Source organism: Microbacterium sp. P03 (genome assembly GCF_043556235.1).
GTDB lineage: Bacteria > Actinomycetota > Actinomycetes > Actinomycetales > Microbacteriaceae > Microbacterium.
The window spans coordinates 1,147,999-1,167,162 of the sequence record NZ_JBIGIM010000001.1; the positions used below are offsets into that span (position 1 = coordinate 1,147,999).

The following is a 19,164-nucleotide window of genomic DNA, read 5'->3' on the forward strand; positions in this document are numbered from 1 at the left end:
GCGACGCAGGTGATCAGCTGTCCCGTCAGTGGCCGAGGGCGGCCAGATGTTCCCTCAGCGTCGGCCCGGCCCGGAACTCCCGGATGAGGTGCTGCACGACCTCTCGAAGATCGCCGTCCGCGGCATCCGCCACCAGCACTTGACGTGTCGAGCTCGCACCCTGCGTGAGGATGGATTCGAGGCCGGCGAACTCGCGCGCGCATTTCAGCTCGGCGGCGGTCTCGGCGAGGCGGTCCATGGTTTCGCGAAGGTGCTGCTGCACGCCGGCCTCCGTGCCGTCCCGACTGACGATCACGCGCGCGTCGAGTCCGTATCTGGCCGCACGCCACTTGTTCTCACGGACGAACCACGGCTGGATCGTCGGCAGCTCCCGCCCGGCATCCAGCTCACGGGAGAAATGCTCGACGAGAACCTGCACGAGCGCCGCCACCGCGGCGAGCTCGGGGAGCGTGGACATCCCGTCGCACGCACGGACCTCGATCGTGCCCCACCGCGGCGCCGGACGGATGTCCCACCGCACTTCGGAGGAATCGGCCATCACCCCGGTGCGGGCCATGTCGTCGAGGTAACCCTCGAACTGGGCCCAGTTCTCGAGCGGCCACGGCAGGCCGGCGGTGGGCAGCTGCTGGAAGACCAGGGATCGGTTGGAGGCGTAGCCGGTGCGCTCGCCCGCCCAGAACGGGCTCGACGCCGACAGAGCCTGCAGGTGCGGAAGGTAGACCGACAACGCGTTGATGATCGGGAACACCTTGTCGACGTCATCGACGCCGACGTGCACGTGTATTCCCCAGATCATCATGTTGCGACCCCACCACTGGGTGCGCTCGATCAGGGTGTGGTACCGCGTCTTGTCGGTGACGGTCTGCTCGTACCACTGCGCGAACGGGTGGCTGCCGGCGCACAGCAACTCGATCCCCATCGGGTCGGTGATCGTGCGCACCGAGGCGATGGCGTCCGCGATGTCGTCGACGGCGGCGGCGACCGTGTCGCCGATCCCGCTCGTGACCTCGACGGTGTTCGTGAGGAGCTCTCCCGTGACGGTGTACCGCTCCAGCTGCGTGCTCTCCTCCAGCGCGTCGATGACGTCCGGACCCCTGGGCACGAGATCTCCGGTCTCACCGTCGGCAAGCATGATCTCCCACTCGATACCCACAGAGGACCGGGCGGATGTCGCAAAGGGCACCGTCATCCGCACATTGTGACACGCGGATGCTGCCCGGCCGCGTATCCGCGCGCGGGCCGGGTCCTGCGATCTGGCGGGCCGGGTGTTCGCGGGGGGTCCTGCGATCTGGCAGAATAGAGGGTCGGACGTGGTGCTCGACCCTCTATCCAGCGCCGCTGTCCTCCTTTCGAGCTTCCGCCGGGTGTGCACCCCACTCTCCAGGCGATCAGTTCCTTCCGCACAACACACCATTCAGGAGAATTGTGGCTGTCAAGATTCGTCTCAAGCGCCTCGGCAAGATCCGCGCCCCCTACTACCGCATCGTCGTCGCCGACTCGCGCACCAAGCGCGACGGTCGTGTCATCGAGGAGATCGGCAAGTACCACCCGACCGAGGAGCCCTCGTTCATCGAGGTCGACTCGGAGCGCGCCCAGTACTGGCTCTCCGTCGGCGCTCAGCCGACCGAGCAGGTCGCTGCGCTGCTCAAGCTCACGGGCGACTGGGGCAAGTTCCAGGGCGACCCCGACGCCGTGTCCACCGTCAAGGTGGCGGCCCCGAAGGCCCCGTTCGAGGTCGATGCCTCGAAGAAGTCGGTCATCCAGCCCAAGGCTGAGAAGAAGACCGCCCCTGTCGAGGAGTCCGCAGACGCCACGACGAGCGACTCCGCCGCCGACGCGGAGTAGTCCGTTGCTCTCCGCCGCGCTCGAGCACATCGTCAAGGGGATCGTCGATCACCCCGAAGATGTGACCATCCGATCCTCCACTTCGCCTCGAGGCGACGTGCTGGAGGTTCGCGTGCACCCCGACGACCGGGGACGCGTCATCGGGCGCGGCGGACGCACGGCCAAAGCTCTTCGCACCCTCATCGCGGCCCTGGCCGACGGGCGGCGTGTCCGCGTCGACGTCACAGATGACTGACGTGGCCGCCAAGAACCAGCTGCGCGTCGGACGCCTCGTCAAGGCCCACGGCCTGAAGGGCGCCTTCAAGCTGGAGCTGTACACAGACGACCCTGACGGTCGTTTCACACCCGGGTCCGTCTTCACCCTGCAGGTTCCCGATTCCTCTCCCTGGCATGGCAAGACGCTGACGGTCCGCGAATTCCGCTGGATGAACTCGCACGCCGTCGCGTTCTTCGAGGGCATCGACGACCGTGATGCCGCCGAAGAGCTCATCAAGGCGATCCTGTGGATCGACGAGGACACCTCCGCCCCCGCGGAAGACGACGCGTGGTACGACCACCAGCTGGTCGGACTCGACGTCGTGCGCGACGGCGAGGTCATCGGCAAGCTGATCCGGATCGATCACCTGCCCGCGCAGGACCTGCTGACCGTTCGCGTCGCCGGGGACCGCGAGGTGCTGGTTCCCTTCGTCAAGGCGATCGTCCCTGTCGTCGACGTCGCGGGCGGCAAGGTGGTGGTCACGCCCCCCGCCGGCCTGTTCGAGGACCTCCCGGACAGCGACGACGAGGGCGCCTCGTCCGACCCGCGGCCCGTGGCCGTCGCCGAGGACGCGCCGCCGGAGAACTGACGTGCGCATCGACGTCGTCTCGATCTTCCCGTCGTTCTTCGACGTGCTGGAGGTCTCCCTGCTCGGCAAGGCCCGTGGCGCCGGTCTGCTCGATGTCCGCGTGCACGATCTGCGCGACTGGGCGTACGACCGCCATCGCACCGTCGATGACACGCCGTACGGGGGCGGCGCCGGAATGGTGATGAAACCTGCCCCGTGGGGCGAGGCGCTCCAGTCGATAGCGACGGATGCCGCGGCATCCGGCACCGGCACGCCGACCTTCATCTTCCCGTCACCGGCCGGAGCGCTGTTCACCCAGGGCACCGCGCGCGAGCTCTCCGAGCGATCGCACCTCGTGATCGGATGCGGAAGATACGAAGGCATCGACGAGCGGGTCTTCGACTACGCCGCGACCCTCGGCGACGTGCGACTCATCAGCCTGGGCGACTATGTCCTCAACGGCGGAGAGGTCGCCGCCATGGCCATGATCGAGGCGGTCGGCCGGTTGATCCCCGGTGTGGTCGGCAACCCGCAGAGCCTCGTCGAGGAGTCGCACGAGGACGGTCTGCTGGAATATCCGTCGTACACCAAGCCCGCGTCGTGGGAGGGGCGCGACGTCCCCCCCGTGCTCCTGAGCGGCAATCATGGCGCGATCGCCGCCTGGCGTCGCGATCAGCAGATGGAGCGCACGCGGTCGAGACGACCCGATCTGCTGGACACATGAGCGTTACCTGCGGGCAACCATCGCGACGCCCCCGGCGGGCAGACTGAACTGGTCGACCCGCGACGAGAGGACTTCCTGATGCGCCGTGCCAAGATCGTCGCGACCCTGGGCCCGGCGACCTCTTCCTACGAGTCGATCGAGGCCCTCGTGCGCGCGGGGATGGACATCGCCCGCCTGAATCGCAGTCATGGCGACTATGCCGATCACGAGCAGTGGTACGCGAACGTCCGCCGGGCGAGTGAGAGCACCGGACGAGCGGTGGGCGTGCTCGTCGATCTGCAGGGGCCGAAGATCCGTCTGGCCCGCTTCGCCGACGGGCCCCACAGGTTGGAACCCGGCGACGTCTTCACGATCACGACCGAGGACGTCGTGGGCACGAAGGACATCTGCGGCACGACCTTCCCCCAGCTGGCGGCGGACGTCGCGGTCGGCGACGCCATCCTCGTCGACGATGGAAAAGTGCGCCTGCGTGTGGTGGACACCGACGGCGTGCGCGTGCGGACCGAGGTGGTCGTCGGCGGTCTGGTCTCCAACAACAAGGGGTTGAACCTCCCGGGCGTGGCCATCAGTGCGGCGGCGCTCAGCGCGAAGGACGAGGAAGATCTTCGCTGGGCACTGCGCCTAGGCGCCGACATCATCGCCCTCTCGTTCGTCCGCAGCGCCAAGGATGTTCACCGCGCGCGCGTGATCATGGCCGAGGAAGCTCGCCATGTGCCGGTGATCGCCAAGATCGAGAAACCCGAAGCGGTCGAGCACCTGCAGGAGATCATCGACGCCTTCGACGGGGTCATGGTGGCCCGAGGCGACCTCGGCGTGGAGCTGCCGCTGGAAGCGGTCCCGATCGTGCAGAAGCACGCGATCGAGCTCGCGCGTCGATGGGCCAAGCCGGTCATCGTCGCGACGCAGATGCTCGAGTCGATGATCGTGAACCCGGTGCCCACGCGCGCCGAGACATCCGACGTCGCGAACGCGGTCATCGACGGAGCAGATGCCGTCATGCTCTCCGGCGAGACGAGCGTCGGCGAGCATCCCGTGACGGTGGTGGAGACCATGGCACGCATCGTGCGCTCGACGGAGGAGCACGGTCTCGAGCGCATCCCGAAACTCGGCACGAGACCCCGTACGCAGGGCGGGGCGCTGACGCTCGCGGCAGCCACGATCGCCGACTTCGTCGGCGCCAAATACGTCTGCGTGTTCAGCCAGTCCGGCGATTCCGCTCGGCGAATGGCCCGTCTGCGTCACGCGGTTCCGATCATCGCGTTCACGGATCTGCCCGTCACCCGATCCCAGCTCGCGCTGACGTGGGGGGTGGAGGCGTTCCTGGTGCCGCGGGCGGGCAACACCGACGATCTGATGGCTCTGGTGGACGACACACTGCTGGCCACCGGTCACGTGCAGGCGGGCGACAAGGTGATCGTGACCGCAGGGGCGCCTCCCGGGATCGCCGGATCGACCAACAACGTGCGCGTGCACACGATCGGCGCCGAGGTCGGCGCCTGAACTGCCGTCGCCCGGTCAGTCGACGCCGAGGAAAGACCGATCCGTCAAGATGATCGGTCCGTCGTCGGTGATGGCGATGGTGTGCTCGGAATGCGCGCCGCGGGAGCCGTCGGCGCTGCGGAGCGTCCAGCCATCGGGGTCGGTGACGAGTTCATCCGTGGTGGCCAGGAACCACGGCTCCAGCGCCATGACGAGGCCGCCCCGGAGCGGGTACCCGCGGCCGGGTTTGCCGTCGTTGGGGACGTGCGGGTCGCCGTGCATGACCCGTCCGACCCCGTGCCCGCCGAAGTCGGTGTTGATCTCGTAACCGGCTCCGTGCGCGACCTGCGCGATCGCGGAGGAGATGTCGCCGATCCTGTTGCCCACGGTGGCCGCCGTGATCGCGGCGGCGAGGGCGCGCTCGGTCGTGTCGATGAGGGCGAGGTCCTCGTCTCGAGGCGTGCCGACGACGAACGACACGGCGGAGTCTGCGACCCACCCGTCGACCGATGCGGCGAAATCGAGCGAAACCAGATCGCCGTCACGCAGCGTGTAATCGTGGGGGAGCCCGTGCAGCACGGCGTCGTTGATGGAGGTGCAGAGCACCTTGCCGAAGGGGCTCGCTCCGAACGAGGGGTGGTAGTCGATGTAGCAGGATTCCGCGCCGGCGCGGCGGATGAGTTCGTGCGCGCGACGGTCGATCGCGAGCAGGTTCATCCCGACCTTCGTCTCGGCGCGGAGCGTCGCCAGCGTCTCGGCGACGAACCGACCCGCTGGTCGCATGGCGTCGATCTCGGCGGGTGTGCGCAGCTCGATCATGGGGTTCCTTCCCTTCTCTTCCATTCTGTCGGATGCGTCGGCGCCAGGTTCACTCGCGAGGCCCTGTGAATAGCCCCCGGGTCCTCTGCGACGGCTCCCTTGCGGACGGCGCGGCGGCGTACCATCGGGGCTATGTGGGTACGACGTGTCTTCTATGGATGGCTCTTCCCTGCGGCTTTCGTGCTTCCCCTGTGGCTCTTCGTGGGCTGGGGGATCTTCCAAGCCGGGGGATGGGCCTTCCTCTGGGTCCTGTTCATCGCCATTCCCTCGGTGTTCGTCGGTCAGCTGGCCCTCACGCTCCTGGTGCGCGCTCGGGGAACGGTCCGCGCACAGCGGGCGGTCTCATGGTGGGATGTGCTCGGCTTCACGGTGTGGCACGTGCTGACGATCTCTCTGGGCTTCTTCAACCAGAGCTGGTGGGCGCCCGTGATGGTGGCGACGGTGATCGTCGGACTCGCGCTGTTCTGGATGGAGCTCTGGCAGCTGTGGCGCGAAGCGCGAGGATCGGCGGCGCTCGTGCTCAAGACGAACGAAGGGCTGGCCTACCTGCCCCCCACTCGCGAGGAGCGGGTCCGCGCGAAGGCGGACGAGCACGCGGAGGTGTTCGTGATCAGCGAGGGCGGCGGGCCGCAGACGGGCTACCCCCATCCGGGCAACGGGCGCTGACACGTCTGCGGGCCGCGTTTTGGCGCGGCATCCGATCCGTGGCAGAATGGCTCATTGTGCCTGACTCGGCTCTGCCTCAGGGGAGTCCACCGTTCGACTTGTCGGCGGCGCCTGCACACCTCAACCTCAACAACTCTTCGCGGTCGACCTGTGGCGGCTGCAGGAAGTGATCGACCATGCACATCCTCGACTCCGTCGACGCGGCATCGCTGCGTACCGACATCCCCGAGTTCGCCCCCGGCGACACCGTCAAGGTGCACGTCAACATCACGGAGGGCACCCGCTCCCGTATCCAGGTCTTCCAGGGCATCGTGATCGGCCGCTCGGGCGACAGCGTTCGTGAGACGTTCACGGTTCGCAAGATCAGCTTCCAGGTGGGCGTCGAGCGCACCTTCCCGGTACACAGCCCCGTGATCGACCACATCGAGGTCGTCACCCGTGGCGACGTCCGTCGGGCGAAGCTCTACTACCTCCGCGCCCTGCGTGGCAAGAAGGCCAAGATCAAGGAGAAGCGCGACCGCTGAGTCGGCTCACGCCGACGCGGAGCATCCGCTCTCTGAAAAGCCCTGCGACCTCGGTCGCGGGGCTTTTCCCGTTGCCGGGCGCTCCTGCGCTGCGCATCGACGCGGCGCGCGTCACGGTGACACGAGTGTGGGATCCTTTATCGTGGCACTCCCGACGGGCGGCGGGCCACGTGAAGGAACTGATGACGACCGACCAGACGCCACTCGCGTCGCCCACTCCCGCGGATTCCGATCGACGCGTGCGGACCGGCTCCCGCAAGCGCGGATGGGCGTCGTTCCTGCGGGACGTGCTCGTCATCGTCCTGATCGCGATCGTCGTGTCGTTCCTCGTGAAGACGTTCCTCGTGCGTTCGTTCTACATCCCCTCGGGATCGATGGAGAACACGCTGCAGGTCAAGGACCGCATCCTCGTCGACGAGATCACGCCGCGGTTCGGTGAGTACGGCCGTGGGGACATCGTGGTCTTCCGCGACCCGGGAGGATGGCTGCCTCCGGCCCCGCCGTCCGATCAGCCACCCGTCGTGCAGGGCATCGACTGGGTACTCTCCCTCGTGGGCCTGTCGACCTCCGACAGCGACGATCACCTCATCAAGCGCATCATCGGCACCCCGGGCGACCACGTCGTCTGCTGCAACCCGATCGGTCAGATCACGGTCAACGGCGTTCCGATCGACGAATCGTCCTACCTCAAGGTGAACACGGGAGACGCCGCGTCGGCCATCCCGTTCGACGTGACGGTGCCGAGCGGCTCGCTGTGGGTGCTCGGCGACAACCGCAACCAGTCGAAGGACTCGCGATACAACACCGAGGAGCCGGGTCGCGGCTTCGTCCCGATCGAGAACGTCGTCGGCCGGGCCTTCCTCATCACCTGGCCGTTCGACAGGTTCGGGATGCTCGACTTCCACCACGAGGTCTTCGCGGGGGTGCCGACGGCGGACGCCGTACCCGCTGCCGCGGACGCGACGCGGGCGTCGGCCGGTCCGTGACCGTCATCGAGCCACGGCTGACCATGGAGCGTCGCATCCTGCGCGATCGGCCGATGATCATCGCGTGCGACGAGGTCGGCCGCGGAGCGCTGGCGGGGCCGGTCGCCGTCGGGGCCGTGATCGTCGACGCGCCCCGCGCGCGGAAACGAGTGCCCACGGGCCTGCGTGACTCGAAGCTCGTTCCCGAGGCTCGCCGCGCGGATGTCGCCGAGCGGGCTGCGTCGTGGGTGAACGCGAGCGCGGTGGGGTGGGCGAGCTCGGCGGAGATCGACGACGTCGGCATCATGCGTGCACTCGGCAATGCCGCACTCAGGGCGATCTCAGAGCTCCGGGGCGTCCTCACCGTGCCCGTCGACGCACTGATCCTCCTGGACGGCAACTACGACTACATCACCCCGGCCGGCTCCACCGGCCTGGCCGTCCAACCGGTGATCAAAGCCGATCGCGACTGCGCGAGTGCGGCCGCGGCATCCGTCATCGCGAAAGTCGCGCGAGACGCGCTCATGACGGGTCTGCATGTCGATGAGCCCGTCTACAACTGGGCTCGCAACAAGGGGTACGCGAGCGCCGATCACCGCCAGGCCATCCGCGCGCACGGCCTGAGTCCGCACCACCGCGCGTCCTGGGCGATCACGGATGCGCCGACGCTCTTCTGATCCCGCCTCTAGGATGGAACCACCATGGACGACGAGGTATTCGAAGACTACGACCGTGAGCTCGAGCTCGCCCTCTACCGCGAGTACCGCGATGTCGTCTCGCAGTTCCAGTACGTGATCGAGACCGAGCGTCGTTTCTACCTCGCGAACGAAGTGAATGTCGTCCGCAAGGACACCGAGCATGACTTCTACTTCGAACTCTCCATGACCGACGTCTGGGTCTGGGACATCTACCGCGCCGACCGGTTCGTGAAGTCGGTCAGGGTGCTGACCTTCAAGGATGTGAACGTCGAAGAGCTCACGCGACGTGACTTCCACCTGCCGGAAGAACTGTCGCTCGATTCCTGACTGGTCTCAGTCCGCTCGCTCACAGGCGAGACGAAAGAAGATCTTCCCGCATCCATCCCCGATCGGATCGATCGGCCCCGCGGTGGCCCGTGCCGCCTTGCGACGATGCCGGTATGGCAGACAAGGACGAGTTGGGGCGTGCGGGGGAGGACCGCGCCGCCCGCTACCTGGAGACCCTCGGCTTCACCGTGCTCGATCGCAACTGGCGCGCGAGCGACGGCGAGATCGACATCGTCGCAGGCAGTACGGACGTTCTCGCCGTCGTCGAGGTCAAAACGCGACGGAGCGAAGGGTTCGGCCACCCGTTCGAGGCGATCGACGCGCGCAAGCGCCGCCGGCTGCGGCGCTTGGCGTTCGCCTGGCTCGCCGCTCACCCCGAGGCCGCCCAGCACCGATGTCTGCGTATCGACGCGATCGGCGTGACCGGCCCGGAACCGGCCGACGCCCGGATCGAGTACATCAAGGACATCGCGTGACCGTCGCGCGCACGTGGGCCGTGGCGCTCACGGGACTCGACGGCGAGATGGTCGACGTCGAGGCCGATCTGTCGCAGCAGCTTCCGGACTTCAAGATCATCGGGCTGGCCGATCGGGCCCTCGGCGAGGCCGTCCAGCGCGTCCACAACGCCTGCGCCAACAGCGACCTGCCACTGCCTCGTCGGCGACTGACCGTCAACCTCTCACCCGCGAGCCTGCCCAAACAGGGTTCGGGATTCGACGTCGCCATCGCGGTGGCCGCGCTGGCGACAGAAGTGCCGATGGATGCCGCGTCCGTCGCGTCGACCGTCCACATCGGCGAGCTCGGTCTCGACGGGCGCCTGCGACCTGTGCCCGGTGTGCTGCCGGCCGTGGCCGCGGCCGTGCGCGCGGGGTTCACCCGCATCATCGTGCCGTGGGCCAATCGCCGGGAGGCGGCACTGGTCTCGGGAGCGGACGTCCTCGGCGCCGTCGGCCTCATCGACGTCGCTCGTCGCCACGGCGCCGACCTCGAGGCGCGGGAGCTCGCACCCGTGCAGGCACCGACGCTGGAGATGCTCGAGCCTCCGCAGCTCGAGCTCGCCGATGTCATCGGACAGCGCGACGCCGTCGAAGCCCTCGTGGTGGCCGCGGCGGGCGGTCATCACCTCCTGATGAGCGGGCCACCGGGCGCCGGGAAGACCATGCTGGCCCGCCGCCTCCCCGGGATCCTCCCGACACTCGACGACGAGGCCGCTCTCTCGGCCGCATCGATCCGATCGTTGTCCGGCGAGCCGATCGTCGGCCTGTCGCGCATTCCGCCGTTCGAGGCACCCCACCACAGCGCCAGCGCGGCTGCGCTCGTCGGCGGTGGCAGCAGGGTGATCCGCCCCGGCGCGATCGCCCGGGCGAGCGAGGGCGTGCTCTTCCTCGACGAAGCGGGGGAGTTCGCCTCGCACGCGCTCGATGCCCTCCGGCAGCCGCTCGAGACGGGGACGATCGTCATCCACCGGGCGGGTGTGAGCGCGGCATTCCCCGCCGCATTCCAGCTCGTCCTCGCCACGAACCCCTGTCCGTGCGGCAACTACGGCGTCCCCGGCGGCGCGTGCGTGTGCCCGGCGCAGGCGATCCGGCGCTACCACGCGAGGCTCTCGGGCCCGCTGATCGATCGCATCGACATCGAGCTCTCGCTCACGCGCGTGTCGACGACACACGCGGGGGCGCTCGGCGCAGGTACCTCGACCGTGCAGGCGCGCGCCCGCGTCGTCGCGGCCCGTGAGCTCGCCCGCGAACGGCTTCGCGGTACCGGGTGGCACCTCAACGCCCAGGTATCCGGAACCTGGCTGCGACAGGGTCCCCGGGCGCTCGCGCCGGTGGTCCGCCGACCTCTCGACGCCGCGTTGCACCGAGGCTCGCTCACTCTCCGCGGTTACGACCGTGTGCTGCGCGTGGCGTGGTCGCTCGCGGACCTGGCCGGCAGGGATGCGCCGAGCGTTCACGACGTCGGTCGCGCGCTGTACCTGAAGAAGGGCATCGCCTCGTGAACGCACTGGACCTGCGACCTGACACCGCGAGATCCGCGCTCAGTGGTCTCGTCAGGCGACGGGGAAGCGACGACGACGTCGTCGAGCGCTACGCCCGCGCGCTCTGGAGCACGCTGACCGAGCCCGGCGACGGCATCGCCGCGCACGTGATCGCCCACGAGGGCGCAGCGCACGGCATCCGCCTTCTCGAGGGGTGGTGCGCGGGGGTGCAGGCGGCCGTACCGGGCGTGTCCGACGCCGACTTCGTCGCCGGCTGCAAGCGGTGGGCGCCTCGCCTCGCGGCCGCCCCGATCTCTGTCATGGCACCAGCCGCGCGCGCCGCGGGCGTGCAGATGATCGTGCCCGCCGATCCGTCATGGCCGCACTCGCTCGACGACCTCGGGATGCACGCTCCGCTGTGCCTGTGGGTCCGTGGCGACGTCGACGCGCTGAATCGTCTGCAGCCGTCCGTGGCCCTGGTGGGTGCGCGCGCCGCCACCGGCTACGGGGAGCTCGTTGCGGCGGACCTCGCGTCCGACCTCGCCGGGAGCGGGGTGCCGATCGTCTCCGGGGCCGCGTACGGCATCGACGGTGCCGCCCATCGCGCGGCGCTCGCCGTCGGCGGCCTGACCGTCGCACTCTTGGCCGGAGGCGTTGACCGCGCCTATCCCGCCGGTCATGCAGACCTCCTCCGACGGATCGCCGACAACGGCGCCGTGGTGAGCGAAGTCCCGTGCGGCGCTGCTCCGACGAAATGGCGGTTCCTGCAGCGCAACAGGTTGATCGCCGCCCTGAGCGACGCCACCGTCGTGGTCGAGGCGGGATGGCGCAGCGGTTCGCTCAACACCGCCGGTCACGCCGCCGCGCTGTCCCGCCCGTTGGGAGCCGTTCCGGGACCGATCACTAGTGCAGCTTCTGCCGGCTGCCATCGTCTCCTGCGGGAGTACGACGCGCGCTGCGTGACGAGCGCAGCGGACGTCCGCGAGCTGATCGGGCGAGGAGGGCTCGACACGCGGCAACCGGCCGGCCCGTTCCCGACTCACGGCGAATCGGCCACAGACGACCGCTCCCGCGTGCGTGACGCTCTCAGCACGCGCACGTGGCGCGGCACCGACGACATCGCTCAGCGCAGCGGCATGAGCCGCGACGATGTGGAGATGATCCTGGGCTTCCTCCGTCTCGACGGGGAGGTGCGTTCGAGTGCCGACGGCTGGCGCCGGGCGACGTGAGCGCCTGCGGATGAGGTCGGGAGCCGGATGCCGGTCGGGAGGATTGAGCTCGGCGGCTCCGATTCCCGCCGCGTGGCGGCGGAGGCGGGCGGGCGGGGGCACGGCATGCTGGTGACGTGCGTATCGATGAGGCGGTGCTGGCCTGGCGGAACCACCTCGCCGACGTGCGTCGACTCTCGGCCGCCACGGTGCGAGCATACGGCGCCGACCTCGCCGACCTGTCCGAGACCATCGGCGTCATCCCCCTCGAGGAGGTCGACCTGGAGCACCTCCGCCAGTGGCTCTGGGCGGGCACGAGCGCGGGGCGCGCCCGGTCCACACTCGCGCGCCGGGCGGCGGCCGCGCGGGCGTTCTTCGGCTGGGCAGCCGAAAGCGGGCTCGTCGCAACCGATCCGAGTCTGCGGCTGATCGCGCCCAAGCGCGGCCTGACCCTCCCCAGGATCGCGACCGCGGATGCCCTGACCCAGGTGCTCTCGGGCGCTGCCGCCGCAGCGGCCGGCGGAGACCCGGTCGCCCTTCGAGATCATGCTGTCCTCGAGCTTCTCTACGGATCGGCGGTCCGCGTCTCGGAGCTGTGCGGGTTGGATGTCGGCGATCTCGACACGGCACGGTCCACTGCCCGGGTGATGGGCAAGGGGTCGCGGGAGCGGGTGGTGCCGTACGGCGTTCCCGCGGCGCGCGCCGTCGAAGCGTATGCGGCCCACGCGCGGCCGGTACTGCTGGCCCGCCGTCGAGAGGCCGCCACCTCTGTCGGCGAGCACGCGCTCTTCCTGGGCGTCCGGGGCGCGCGACTGGGCGCGCGATCCGTGTACGACCTCGTCGCGCGCACGATCGGACCGACGGTCGGTTCCGGTGCGGTCGGTCCGCACGCACTGCGGCATTCCGCCGCCACCCACATGCTCGACGGCGGCGCGGACCTCCGCGCCGTGCAGGAGATGCTCGGGCACGCGAGCCTCGGAACGACCCAGATCTACACGCACGTGTCGAGCGAGAGGCTCGCGGCGGTGTACCGATCGGCCCACCCGCGGGCCTGATCCCGCCGGGCCGAGCGGCGCCTGTCACCCGACCGCGGCGCCGCACCGGCGTTGTCCGACCGCGGGCCGACCCGCGCCCGGGTCGCTGCGCGTGCAACGCGACGTGTCAGCAGCAGGGGAGCAGCACGGCGCGCGGCACCCCGCCGAGCAGAACGAGCGGATTGATGTAGCGACCGTCGAGTCGGACGCCGAGATGCAGCGCACCGGCGGGCGTATGACCGCCCGCCGCCAGCGTCGCGACCTCCTGTCCCCCGTCGACCGCCGTGCCCGCGACGAGCTCGGATGCCACGGGTTCCAGCGTGGTCACGAGTCCCGCTCCGTGGTCGATCGTCACGATCCCGCGGCCCGCGATCGCCCCCGAGAACGCGATGACCCCGCTGTCCGGCGCGCGCACCGCGACGCCCGAGCCGCCTAAGAGATCGATTCCACGATGTCCCGGGCCGTACGCGTGCGCAGGCGCGGCATACGGTCTTTCGATCCGCGCACCGGCGATCGGCCACACCCACCGCGCAGCGTCCGGCGCAGAGGCGGAAGCGCCGACCATGCCGACGTCGACCGAGACCACGGCGTTCGCCGGCCCCGCCACGCCCACCGCCCCCGCGGCACAGATGACCGACAGAACCGCGGCATGCCACCCGGTCGCCGATCGGCACGCGCGAAGACGAAGCATCCGTCCAGGATCGTCCGCCCGGCCATCGCGTGGGAGCGGCGCAGGCCCCAGGCGTGGGAAGTCCGTGCTCCTCGCGGTCCGCCGCCCGCGGGGGAGGAAGGGACGCGCGCCCTCGACCCGAGCGCGATGCCGCGACGGCGTCGGCGCCCTGGTAGACTGAGACAGCACCTCGCTTGTCGGGGTGACTACGCGTGCCTTCAGCACCCGCACCCGTTCCGGCTCTCCGAGTCCGATCCGGGTCAGCGTGCGGCATCCACTCCCATCGGTCTGCTCGAGAAATTGGGCGAGCGGGAGTTCGTCAGGCACCAGGATCGCCGGTCATTCGATACGGCGGAAGAAACCGCAAAAGGCGTGCGTGCGCGCCAGAACAGGAGTACGGCCATGGCCGTCGTCACCATTCGCCAGCTGCTCGACAGCGGCGTCCACTTCGGACACCAGACCCGTCGGTGGAATCCGAAGGTCAAGCGCTTCATCCTCACCGAGCGCAGTGGCATCCACATCATCGACCTGCAGCAGTCGTTGGGTTACATCGACAGCGCTTACGAGTTCGTCAAGGAGACGGTCGCCCACGGCGGCACGATCCTCTTCGTCGGCACGAAGAAGCAGGCTCAGGAAGTCATCGCCGAGCAGGCGACGCGTGTGGGCCAGCCGTACGTGAACCAGCGTTGGCTCGGCGGTCTGCTGACCAACTTCCAGACGGTCTCCAAGCGCCTGGCGCGCATGAAGGAGCTCGAGGAGCTGGACTACGAAGACACCGCATCCAGCGGCTTCACCAAGAAGGAGATGCTCATCAAGAAGCGCGAGCTGGACAAGCTCCACAAGTCGCTCGGTGGCATCCGCAACCTCACGAAGACCCCGTCGGCCATCTGGGTCGTCGACGCCAAGCGCGAGCACCTCGCCATCAACGAGTCGCGCAAACTCGGCATCCCCGTGATCGGCATCCTCGACACGAACGCCGACCCCGACGAGTTCCAGTACCCGATCCCGGGCAACGACGACGCGATCCGCTCCGTGGGCCTGCTCACGCGCATCATCGCCGACGCCGCAGCCGAGGGACTCATCCAGCGCCACCAGCCGACCGACGAGGCGGCCGAGTCCGAGCCCCTCGCCGACTGGGAGCGCGCACTGCTCGAGCAGAACACGGAAGAGCAGGGCTCCGCCGAGACCGAGAAGGTCGCCGACGAGGGCATCGCCGCCGCGGACGCCGCGGATGCCGTCGACGTCGAGGCCGAGACGATCGCCGCCACGGAGTCCGAGGCAGATGTCGCCGGCGCCGAGGCACACGACGAAGCAGTGGCCGTCGAGACCGCCAACTGACCATCCTCATCACCCGCTGATCACCCGTATCACCAGCAAGGAGCCACCACCCATGGCCAACTTCACCATCGCCGACATCAAAGCGCTGCGCGAGCAGCTCGGCACCGGAATGGTCGACACCAAGAAGGCGCTCGAGGAGGCTGACGGCGACGTCGAGAAGGCTGTCGAGATCCTGCGACTCAAGGGCGCGAAGGGCAACGCGAAGCGTGCCGATCGTTCCACGAGCGAGGGCCTCATCGCCGCTCGTGAGGGCGACGGCAAGGTCACGATCATCGAGCTCGCGTGCGAGACCGATTTCGTCGCGAAGAACGACCGCTTCATCGCACTGGCCGATAAGGTCGCGGATGCCGCGGCCGCTGTCTCGGCCGACTCGGTGGAAGCGGCACTTGCCGCCCCCGCCGGCAACGGCACCGTCGAGCAGCTCATCTCGGACGAAGCAGCGATCATCGGCGAGAAGGTCGAGCTGCGTCGCGTGCGCACCCTCACGGGTGAGCACTTCGAGGTGTACCTCCACAAGACGAGCAAGGACCTCCCGCCCCAGGTCGGAGTCGTGCTCGCCTACACCGGAGCCGACGCCGAGACGGCACGAAGCATCGCGCAGCACATCTCGTTCGCCAACCCGTCCTACCTGACGCGCGATGAGGTTCCCGAGGCGGACGTCGATCGTGAGCGCGAGATCGTCACGGAGATCTCACGCAACGAGGGCAAGCCCGAAGCGGCGCTGCCGAAGATCGTCGAAGGCCGCGTGAACGCGTTCTTCAAGCAGGTGTCGCTCCTGGACCAGGACTACGCCAAGGACAACAAGCAGTCCGTGGCGCAGGTCGCCAAGGCCGCAGGCATCACCCTGACCGGGTTCGCCCGCTTCAAGGTCGGCGCCTGACTCAGGCGATGAGGCCCGCATCGGTGACGGTGCGGGCCTTTTCCGTGCGCGGGCCACGCCCGCCTTCGATAGCTTTGTATCAGCGATGAGAGGACACCTCGTGACCAATGGATCGAGTGGGCGCCGACGCGTGCTCCTGAAACTGTCCGGAGAAGCATTCGGCGGGGGCCAGCTCGGGGTCAACCCCGACGTCGTGGGCCAGATGGCGAGGGAGATCGCCGCGGCGGTGGACCAGGTCGAGATCGCCGTGGTCGTGGGCGGCGGCAATTTCTTCCGCGGTGCCGAACTCAGTCAACGGGGAATGGACCGCGGCCGCGCCGACTACATGGGCATGCTCGGTACGGTGATGAACGCGCTGGCCCTCCAGGACTTCCTCGAGCAGGCGGGCGCGGCCACACGCGTGCAGTCGGCCATCGCCATGACGCAGGTCGCCGAGCCCTACATCCCGCGTCGCGCGGAGCGCCACATGGAGAAGGGTCGCGTCGTGATCTTCGGCGCCGGCGCCGGTCTGCCGTATTTCTCCACCGACACGGTCGCCGCTCAGCGCGCACTGGAGATCGGTGCATCCGAGGTGCTGGTCGCCAAGAACGGGGTCGACGGGGTCTACACCGCCGACCCGAACAAGGACGCCTCGGCCACGCGCATCGATCGCATCACCTACATCGACGCACTGCAGCGCGGATTGAAAGTCGTCGACTCCACATCGTTCAGCCTCTGCATGGACAACGGCATGGACATGCGCGTCTTCGGCATGGAGCCGGCGGGCAACGTGACACGGGCTCTTCTGGGCGAATCCATCGGCACGCTCGTCACGGTGTGACGGACGGTCGCCGACTAGACTGAACGCTGCAGGATCTACCGAATGGAGTCACCGTGATCGCCGATGTCCTGGCTGATGCCGGAACGCGCATGGACCGTGCCGTCGAGGCTGCGAAAGAGGATTTCGCGACCGTTCGCACGGGCCGGGCCAACCCTCAGCTCTTCCAGAAGATCCTGGTCGACTACTACGGCACGCCCACGCCGCTCGCGCAGCTCGCGTCGCTGAACAACCCGGAAGCCCGGACCATCGTGGTGACGCCGTACGACAAGTCGGCGCTGAAGGCCATCGAGCAGGCGATCCGCGACACCCCCAATCTCGGCGCGAACCCCACGAACGACGGCTCGCTCGTCCGGGTGACCCTGCCGGAGCTCACGCAGGAGCGCCGCAAGGAGTTCGTCAAGATCGTCCGCGGCAAGGGCGAAGACGCCAAGGTGCACGTCCGCGGCATCCGTCGCAAGTCGAAGGACGATCTCGACGCGCTCAAGAGCGATGTGGGTGAGGATGAGCTCGGCCGTGCCGAGAAGGAGCTCGACGCTCTCACCCGTGTGCACGTCGACGCCATCGACGAGGCGCTCAAGCGTAAAGAGACCGAACTCCTCGAAGTCTGAGGCCGCGGGCTCATGACCGACGCATCCGGCGGTCCGCCGGTCGGGGATCGTCCCGGCGAGGGCGAGGCCGGGCCTCCGCCTCCGGGAGACCCATCCCAGGCGTTCCAAACGCATGTGCGGGCCGCGCGCGCCGAGTTCGAGAACCAGGTGGCGCACGCCCGCGCCGAGTTCGACCAGGCGAACGAGCGACTGAAAGAACGCACGGGCCGCGATCTGGTCGTCGCCATCCTGATCGCGCTCGGCATCGGTGCCGCCCTGCTGGCGTCGCTGATCTTCTTCAAGTGGGTGTTCGTCGTCTTCGCGCTGGGAGCCAGCACGCTCGCGCTGTTCGAGATCACCCGCGCCATGCAGGCAGCGGGCCGCCGTGTCGATCTGGTGCCGCAGCTCATCGCCGGCACCCTGCTCGTCCTCGGCGGTGTCTTCCTCGAGCTCTGGCTGCTGTGGGTGGCGATCTTCGCCGCGGTCGCGTTCGTCATCGTCTGGCGGATGGTCGGGCAGATGTTCGACGGCGACGGTCGCACCTACGGCGAGGTGCTGCGGGATGTGCTGACAGCGGGTTTCATCCAGCTGTACGTCCCGTTCTTCGCCAGCCTGTGCGTGCTGCTGGTCCGGCAGGAGGGCGGGGAATGGTGGGTTCTCGCGTTCATCATCGTGACCGTCGCATCCGACACCGGCGCCTACGCCACCGGACTCTCCTTCGGCAAGCATCCGATGGCCCCCCGCATCAGTCCCAAGAAGACGTGGGAAGGGTTCGCGGGAGCGGCTGCCGCGTCCCTCGTCGCCGGCGTCCTCCTGGCACTGTTCATGCTCGGGCTGCCCTGGTGGACGGGCCTCGTGTTCGGCGCCGTCATCCTGGCGACGGCCACCGCAGGAGACCTCGGAGAGTCGATGGTCAAGCGCGACCTCGGCATCAAGGACATGAGCTCCTGGCTGCCCGGCCACGGGGGAGTCCTCGATCGTCTCGACTCGATCCTTCCCTCGACCGTGGGCGCCCTCGCCCTGTACTACCTGCTCACCCCTCTGGCGGCCTGATGACCATCGACGAACAAGACGACCGCGACGACGCCGTCGCCGCGCAGGACCCCCAGTACGCGCTGTTCGCGGTGACATCCGGGCGCACGAAGGGCTATGAACGACGCGCCGTGGACGCCTTCATGGCACAAGCGCGCGCGGCATTCGAATCGGAGGAGCACGCGGATCGTGCACCTGAGCAGGGTGGTACGGATGCTGCGACCACCGGCGCCGACGAAAACTCGGGGACCACGACGCTGTTCCGTGCCGAGCTCGTGCGCCGGGTGGCGTTCCCGCTCGTGCGACACGGCTACGCGATTGCGGCGGTGGATGCCGCCCTGTCGCGCATCGAGGACGCTTTCGCCGCTCTCGAACGCGAACGCGTCGTGACCGCGGTCGGCCCGGCCGAGTGGGTGGGTGCGACGCGGGCCACGGCTCAGGTCGTACTGGACCGCCTCAGCCGCCCACGGGGGCAGCGGTTCGAGAAAGTCGGTGTGATGCGCTACGGGTACCGCGTCGACGAGGTCGACCTCGTCGCCGACAAGATCGCGCGCTACCTCGCAGCGGGGGAGACGGTGACGGTCGAGCAGGTCCGGGCGGTGGCGTTCCGCATGCAGCGCGGCGGGTATCGCGAAGCCCAGGTCGATGCCGTGCTGGATTCCGTCGTCGAAGTGATGCTCGCCGTCGCCTGAGCGCACCGCGAGCGGATGGCGTGCCCGCGGGCGCCCCGGTAGACTCGGGCCACT

At 68.8% G+C, this 19,164-nt stretch carries 23 protein-coding genes; 20 read left to right on the top strand and 3 right to left on the bottom strand.

Going from position 1 to position 19,164, the window contains the following annotated elements; translation table 11 throughout:
• Nucleotides 1-25 precede the first annotated feature (25 nt).
• Nucleotides 26-1,189, bottom strand: coding sequence for a glutamate--cysteine ligase (locus ACFXOO_RS05580; protein WP_394562984.1), 1,164 nt, complete (start codon nt 1,187-1,189; stop codon nt 26-28).
• Nucleotides 1,190-1,425: 236 nt separating this feature from the next.
• Here ACFXOO_RS05580 and rpsP point away from each other — a divergent pair, with 236 nt between their 5' ends.
• From rpsP to pyk, 5 genes are all read left to right on the top strand, one after another.
• Complete coding sequence (gene rpsP / locus ACFXOO_RS05585; RefSeq protein WP_378850751.1) at nt 1,426-1,845, top strand: 30S ribosomal protein S16; 420 nt, start codon at nt 1,426-1,428, stop codon at nt 1,843-1,845.
• Nucleotides 1,846-1,849: 4 nt separating this feature from the next.
• Nucleotides 1,850-2,080, top strand: a complete 231-nt coding sequence (locus ACFXOO_RS05590; RefSeq protein ID WP_378839121.1) for an RNA-binding protein — start codon at nt 1,850-1,852, stop codon at nt 2,078-2,080.
• Entirely contained in the window at nt 2,073-2,690 is a 618-nt protein-coding gene (rimM, locus tag ACFXOO_RS05595; protein ID WP_378839123.1) for a ribosome maturation factor RimM, read from the top strand. The genes ACFXOO_RS05590 and rimM overlap by 8 nt, the downstream gene beginning before the upstream one ends.
• Nucleotide 2,691: 1 nt before the next feature.
• Nucleotides 2,692-3,393, top strand: a complete 702-nt coding sequence (gene trmD / locus ACFXOO_RS05600; protein ID WP_378839125.1) for a tRNA (guanosine(37)-N1)-methyltransferase TrmD — start codon at nt 2,692-2,694, stop codon at nt 3,391-3,393.
• Between the two features lie 78 nt (nt 3,394-3,471).
• On the top strand, nt 3,472-4,893 hold the full coding sequence (gene pyk, locus ACFXOO_RS05605) for a pyruvate kinase (RefSeq protein ID WP_378850746.1): 1,422 nt from the start codon (nt 3,472-3,474) through the stop codon (nt 4,891-4,893).
• A 15-nt stretch (nt 4,894-4,908) separates the two neighbouring features.
• Here the strand turns inward: pyk and map are convergent, their stop codons facing one another.
• Nucleotides 4,909-5,691: a type I methionyl aminopeptidase gene (map, locus tag ACFXOO_RS05610; protein ID WP_378850743.1), complete on the bottom strand. Its 783-nt coding sequence runs from the start codon at nt 5,689-5,691 to the stop codon at nt 4,909-4,911.
• Nucleotides 5,692-5,823: 132 nt separating this feature from the next.
• Between map and ACFXOO_RS05615 the strand changes: the two genes are divergently transcribed.
• The 9 genes from ACFXOO_RS05615 to ACFXOO_RS05655 all read left to right on the top strand — a co-directional run bounded on the left by ACFXOO_RS05615 (nt 5,824) and on the right by ACFXOO_RS05655 (nt 13,112).
• On the top strand, nt 5,824-6,357 hold the full coding sequence (locus ACFXOO_RS05615; protein WP_378850740.1) for an MFS transporter permease: 534 nt from the start codon (nt 5,824-5,826) through the stop codon (nt 6,355-6,357).
• A gap of 176 nt (nt 6,358-6,533) precedes the next feature.
• On the top strand, nt 6,534-6,881 hold the full coding sequence (rplS, locus tag ACFXOO_RS05620; protein ID WP_378839135.1) for a 50S ribosomal protein L19: 348 nt from the start codon (nt 6,534-6,536) through the stop codon (nt 6,879-6,881).
• A 182-nt stretch (nt 6,882-7,063) separates the two neighbouring features.
• The gene (gene lepB / locus ACFXOO_RS05625) at nt 7,064-7,867 is read left to right on the top strand and encodes a signal peptidase I (protein ID WP_394562986.1); all 804 of its coding nucleotides are present in this window, start codon (nt 7,064-7,066) and stop codon (nt 7,865-7,867) included.
• Entirely contained in the window at nt 7,864-8,523 is a 660-nt protein-coding gene (locus ACFXOO_RS05630) for a ribonuclease HII (RefSeq protein ID WP_378850734.1), read from the top strand. The genes lepB and ACFXOO_RS05630 overlap by 4 nt, the downstream gene beginning before the upstream one ends.
• Before the next feature lie 24 nt (nt 8,524-8,547).
• Nucleotides 8,548-8,871 (top strand): DUF2469 family protein, encoded by a 324-nt coding sequence (locus tag ACFXOO_RS05635; RefSeq protein ID WP_378839142.1) that lies wholly within the window; start codon nt 8,548-8,550, stop codon nt 8,869-8,871.
• A gap of 113 nt (nt 8,872-8,984) precedes the next feature.
• Nucleotides 8,985-9,347: a YraN family protein gene (locus ACFXOO_RS05640; protein WP_378839144.1), complete on the top strand. Its 363-nt coding sequence runs from the start codon at nt 8,985-8,987 to the stop codon at nt 9,345-9,347.
• Nucleotides 9,344-10,870 (top strand): YifB family Mg chelatase-like AAA ATPase, encoded by a 1,527-nt coding sequence (locus ACFXOO_RS05645; protein ID WP_378850729.1) that lies wholly within the window; start codon nt 9,344-9,346, stop codon nt 10,868-10,870. The genes ACFXOO_RS05640 and ACFXOO_RS05645 overlap by 4 nt, the downstream gene beginning before the upstream one ends.
• Entirely contained in the window at nt 10,867-12,078 is a 1,212-nt protein-coding gene (gene dprA, locus ACFXOO_RS05650; RefSeq protein ID WP_394562987.1) for a DNA-processing protein DprA, read from the top strand. Before ACFXOO_RS05645 ends, dprA begins: the two co-directional genes overlap by 4 nt.
• Nucleotides 12,079-12,194: 116 nt before the next feature.
• Nucleotides 12,195-13,112 (top strand): tyrosine-type recombinase/integrase, encoded by a 918-nt coding sequence (locus ACFXOO_RS05655; RefSeq protein ID WP_394562989.1) that lies wholly within the window; start codon nt 12,195-12,197, stop codon nt 13,110-13,112.
• A gap of 106 nt (nt 13,113-13,218) precedes the next feature.
• Here the strand turns inward: ACFXOO_RS05655 and ACFXOO_RS05660 are convergent, their stop codons facing one another.
• Nucleotides 13,219-13,782, bottom strand: coding sequence for a murein hydrolase activator EnvC family protein (locus tag ACFXOO_RS05660; protein WP_394562991.1), 564 nt, complete (start codon nt 13,780-13,782; stop codon nt 13,219-13,221).
• A 381-nt stretch (nt 13,783-14,163) separates the two neighbouring features.
• On the opposite strand from ACFXOO_RS05660, the gene rpsB reads away from it, so the two are divergent.
• The 6 genes from rpsB (at nt 14,164) to ACFXOO_RS05690 (ending at nt 19,110) form a co-directional block, all read left to right on the top strand.
• The gene (rpsB, locus tag ACFXOO_RS05665; protein WP_378839178.1) at nt 14,164-15,099 is read left to right on the top strand and encodes a 30S ribosomal protein S2; all 936 of its coding nucleotides are present in this window, start codon (nt 14,164-14,166) and stop codon (nt 15,097-15,099) included.
• 52 nt (nt 15,100-15,151) lie between these two features.
• Nucleotides 15,152-15,979 (top strand): translation elongation factor Ts, encoded by an 828-nt coding sequence (tsf, locus tag ACFXOO_RS05670; RefSeq protein WP_378839181.1) that lies wholly within the window; start codon nt 15,152-15,154, stop codon nt 15,977-15,979.
• A gap of 100 nt (nt 15,980-16,079) precedes the next feature.
• Entirely contained in the window at nt 16,080-16,799 is a 720-nt protein-coding gene (pyrH, locus tag ACFXOO_RS05675; protein WP_378839183.1) for a UMP kinase, read from the top strand.
• Between the two features lie 53 nt (nt 16,800-16,852).
• On the top strand, nt 16,853-17,407 hold the full coding sequence (gene frr, locus ACFXOO_RS05680) for a ribosome recycling factor (protein ID WP_378839186.1): 555 nt from the start codon (nt 16,853-16,855) through the stop codon (nt 17,405-17,407).
• 12 nt (nt 17,408-17,419) lie between these two features.
• Nucleotides 17,420-18,439 (top strand): phosphatidate cytidylyltransferase, encoded by a 1,020-nt coding sequence (locus ACFXOO_RS05685; protein ID WP_394562992.1) that lies wholly within the window; start codon nt 17,420-17,422, stop codon nt 18,437-18,439.
• Entirely contained in the window at nt 18,439-19,110 is a 672-nt protein-coding gene (locus ACFXOO_RS05690; RefSeq protein WP_378839191.1) for a DivIVA domain-containing protein, read from the top strand. The genes ACFXOO_RS05685 and ACFXOO_RS05690 overlap by 1 nt, the downstream gene beginning before the upstream one ends.
• Nucleotides 19,111-19,164 lie beyond the last annotated feature (54 nt).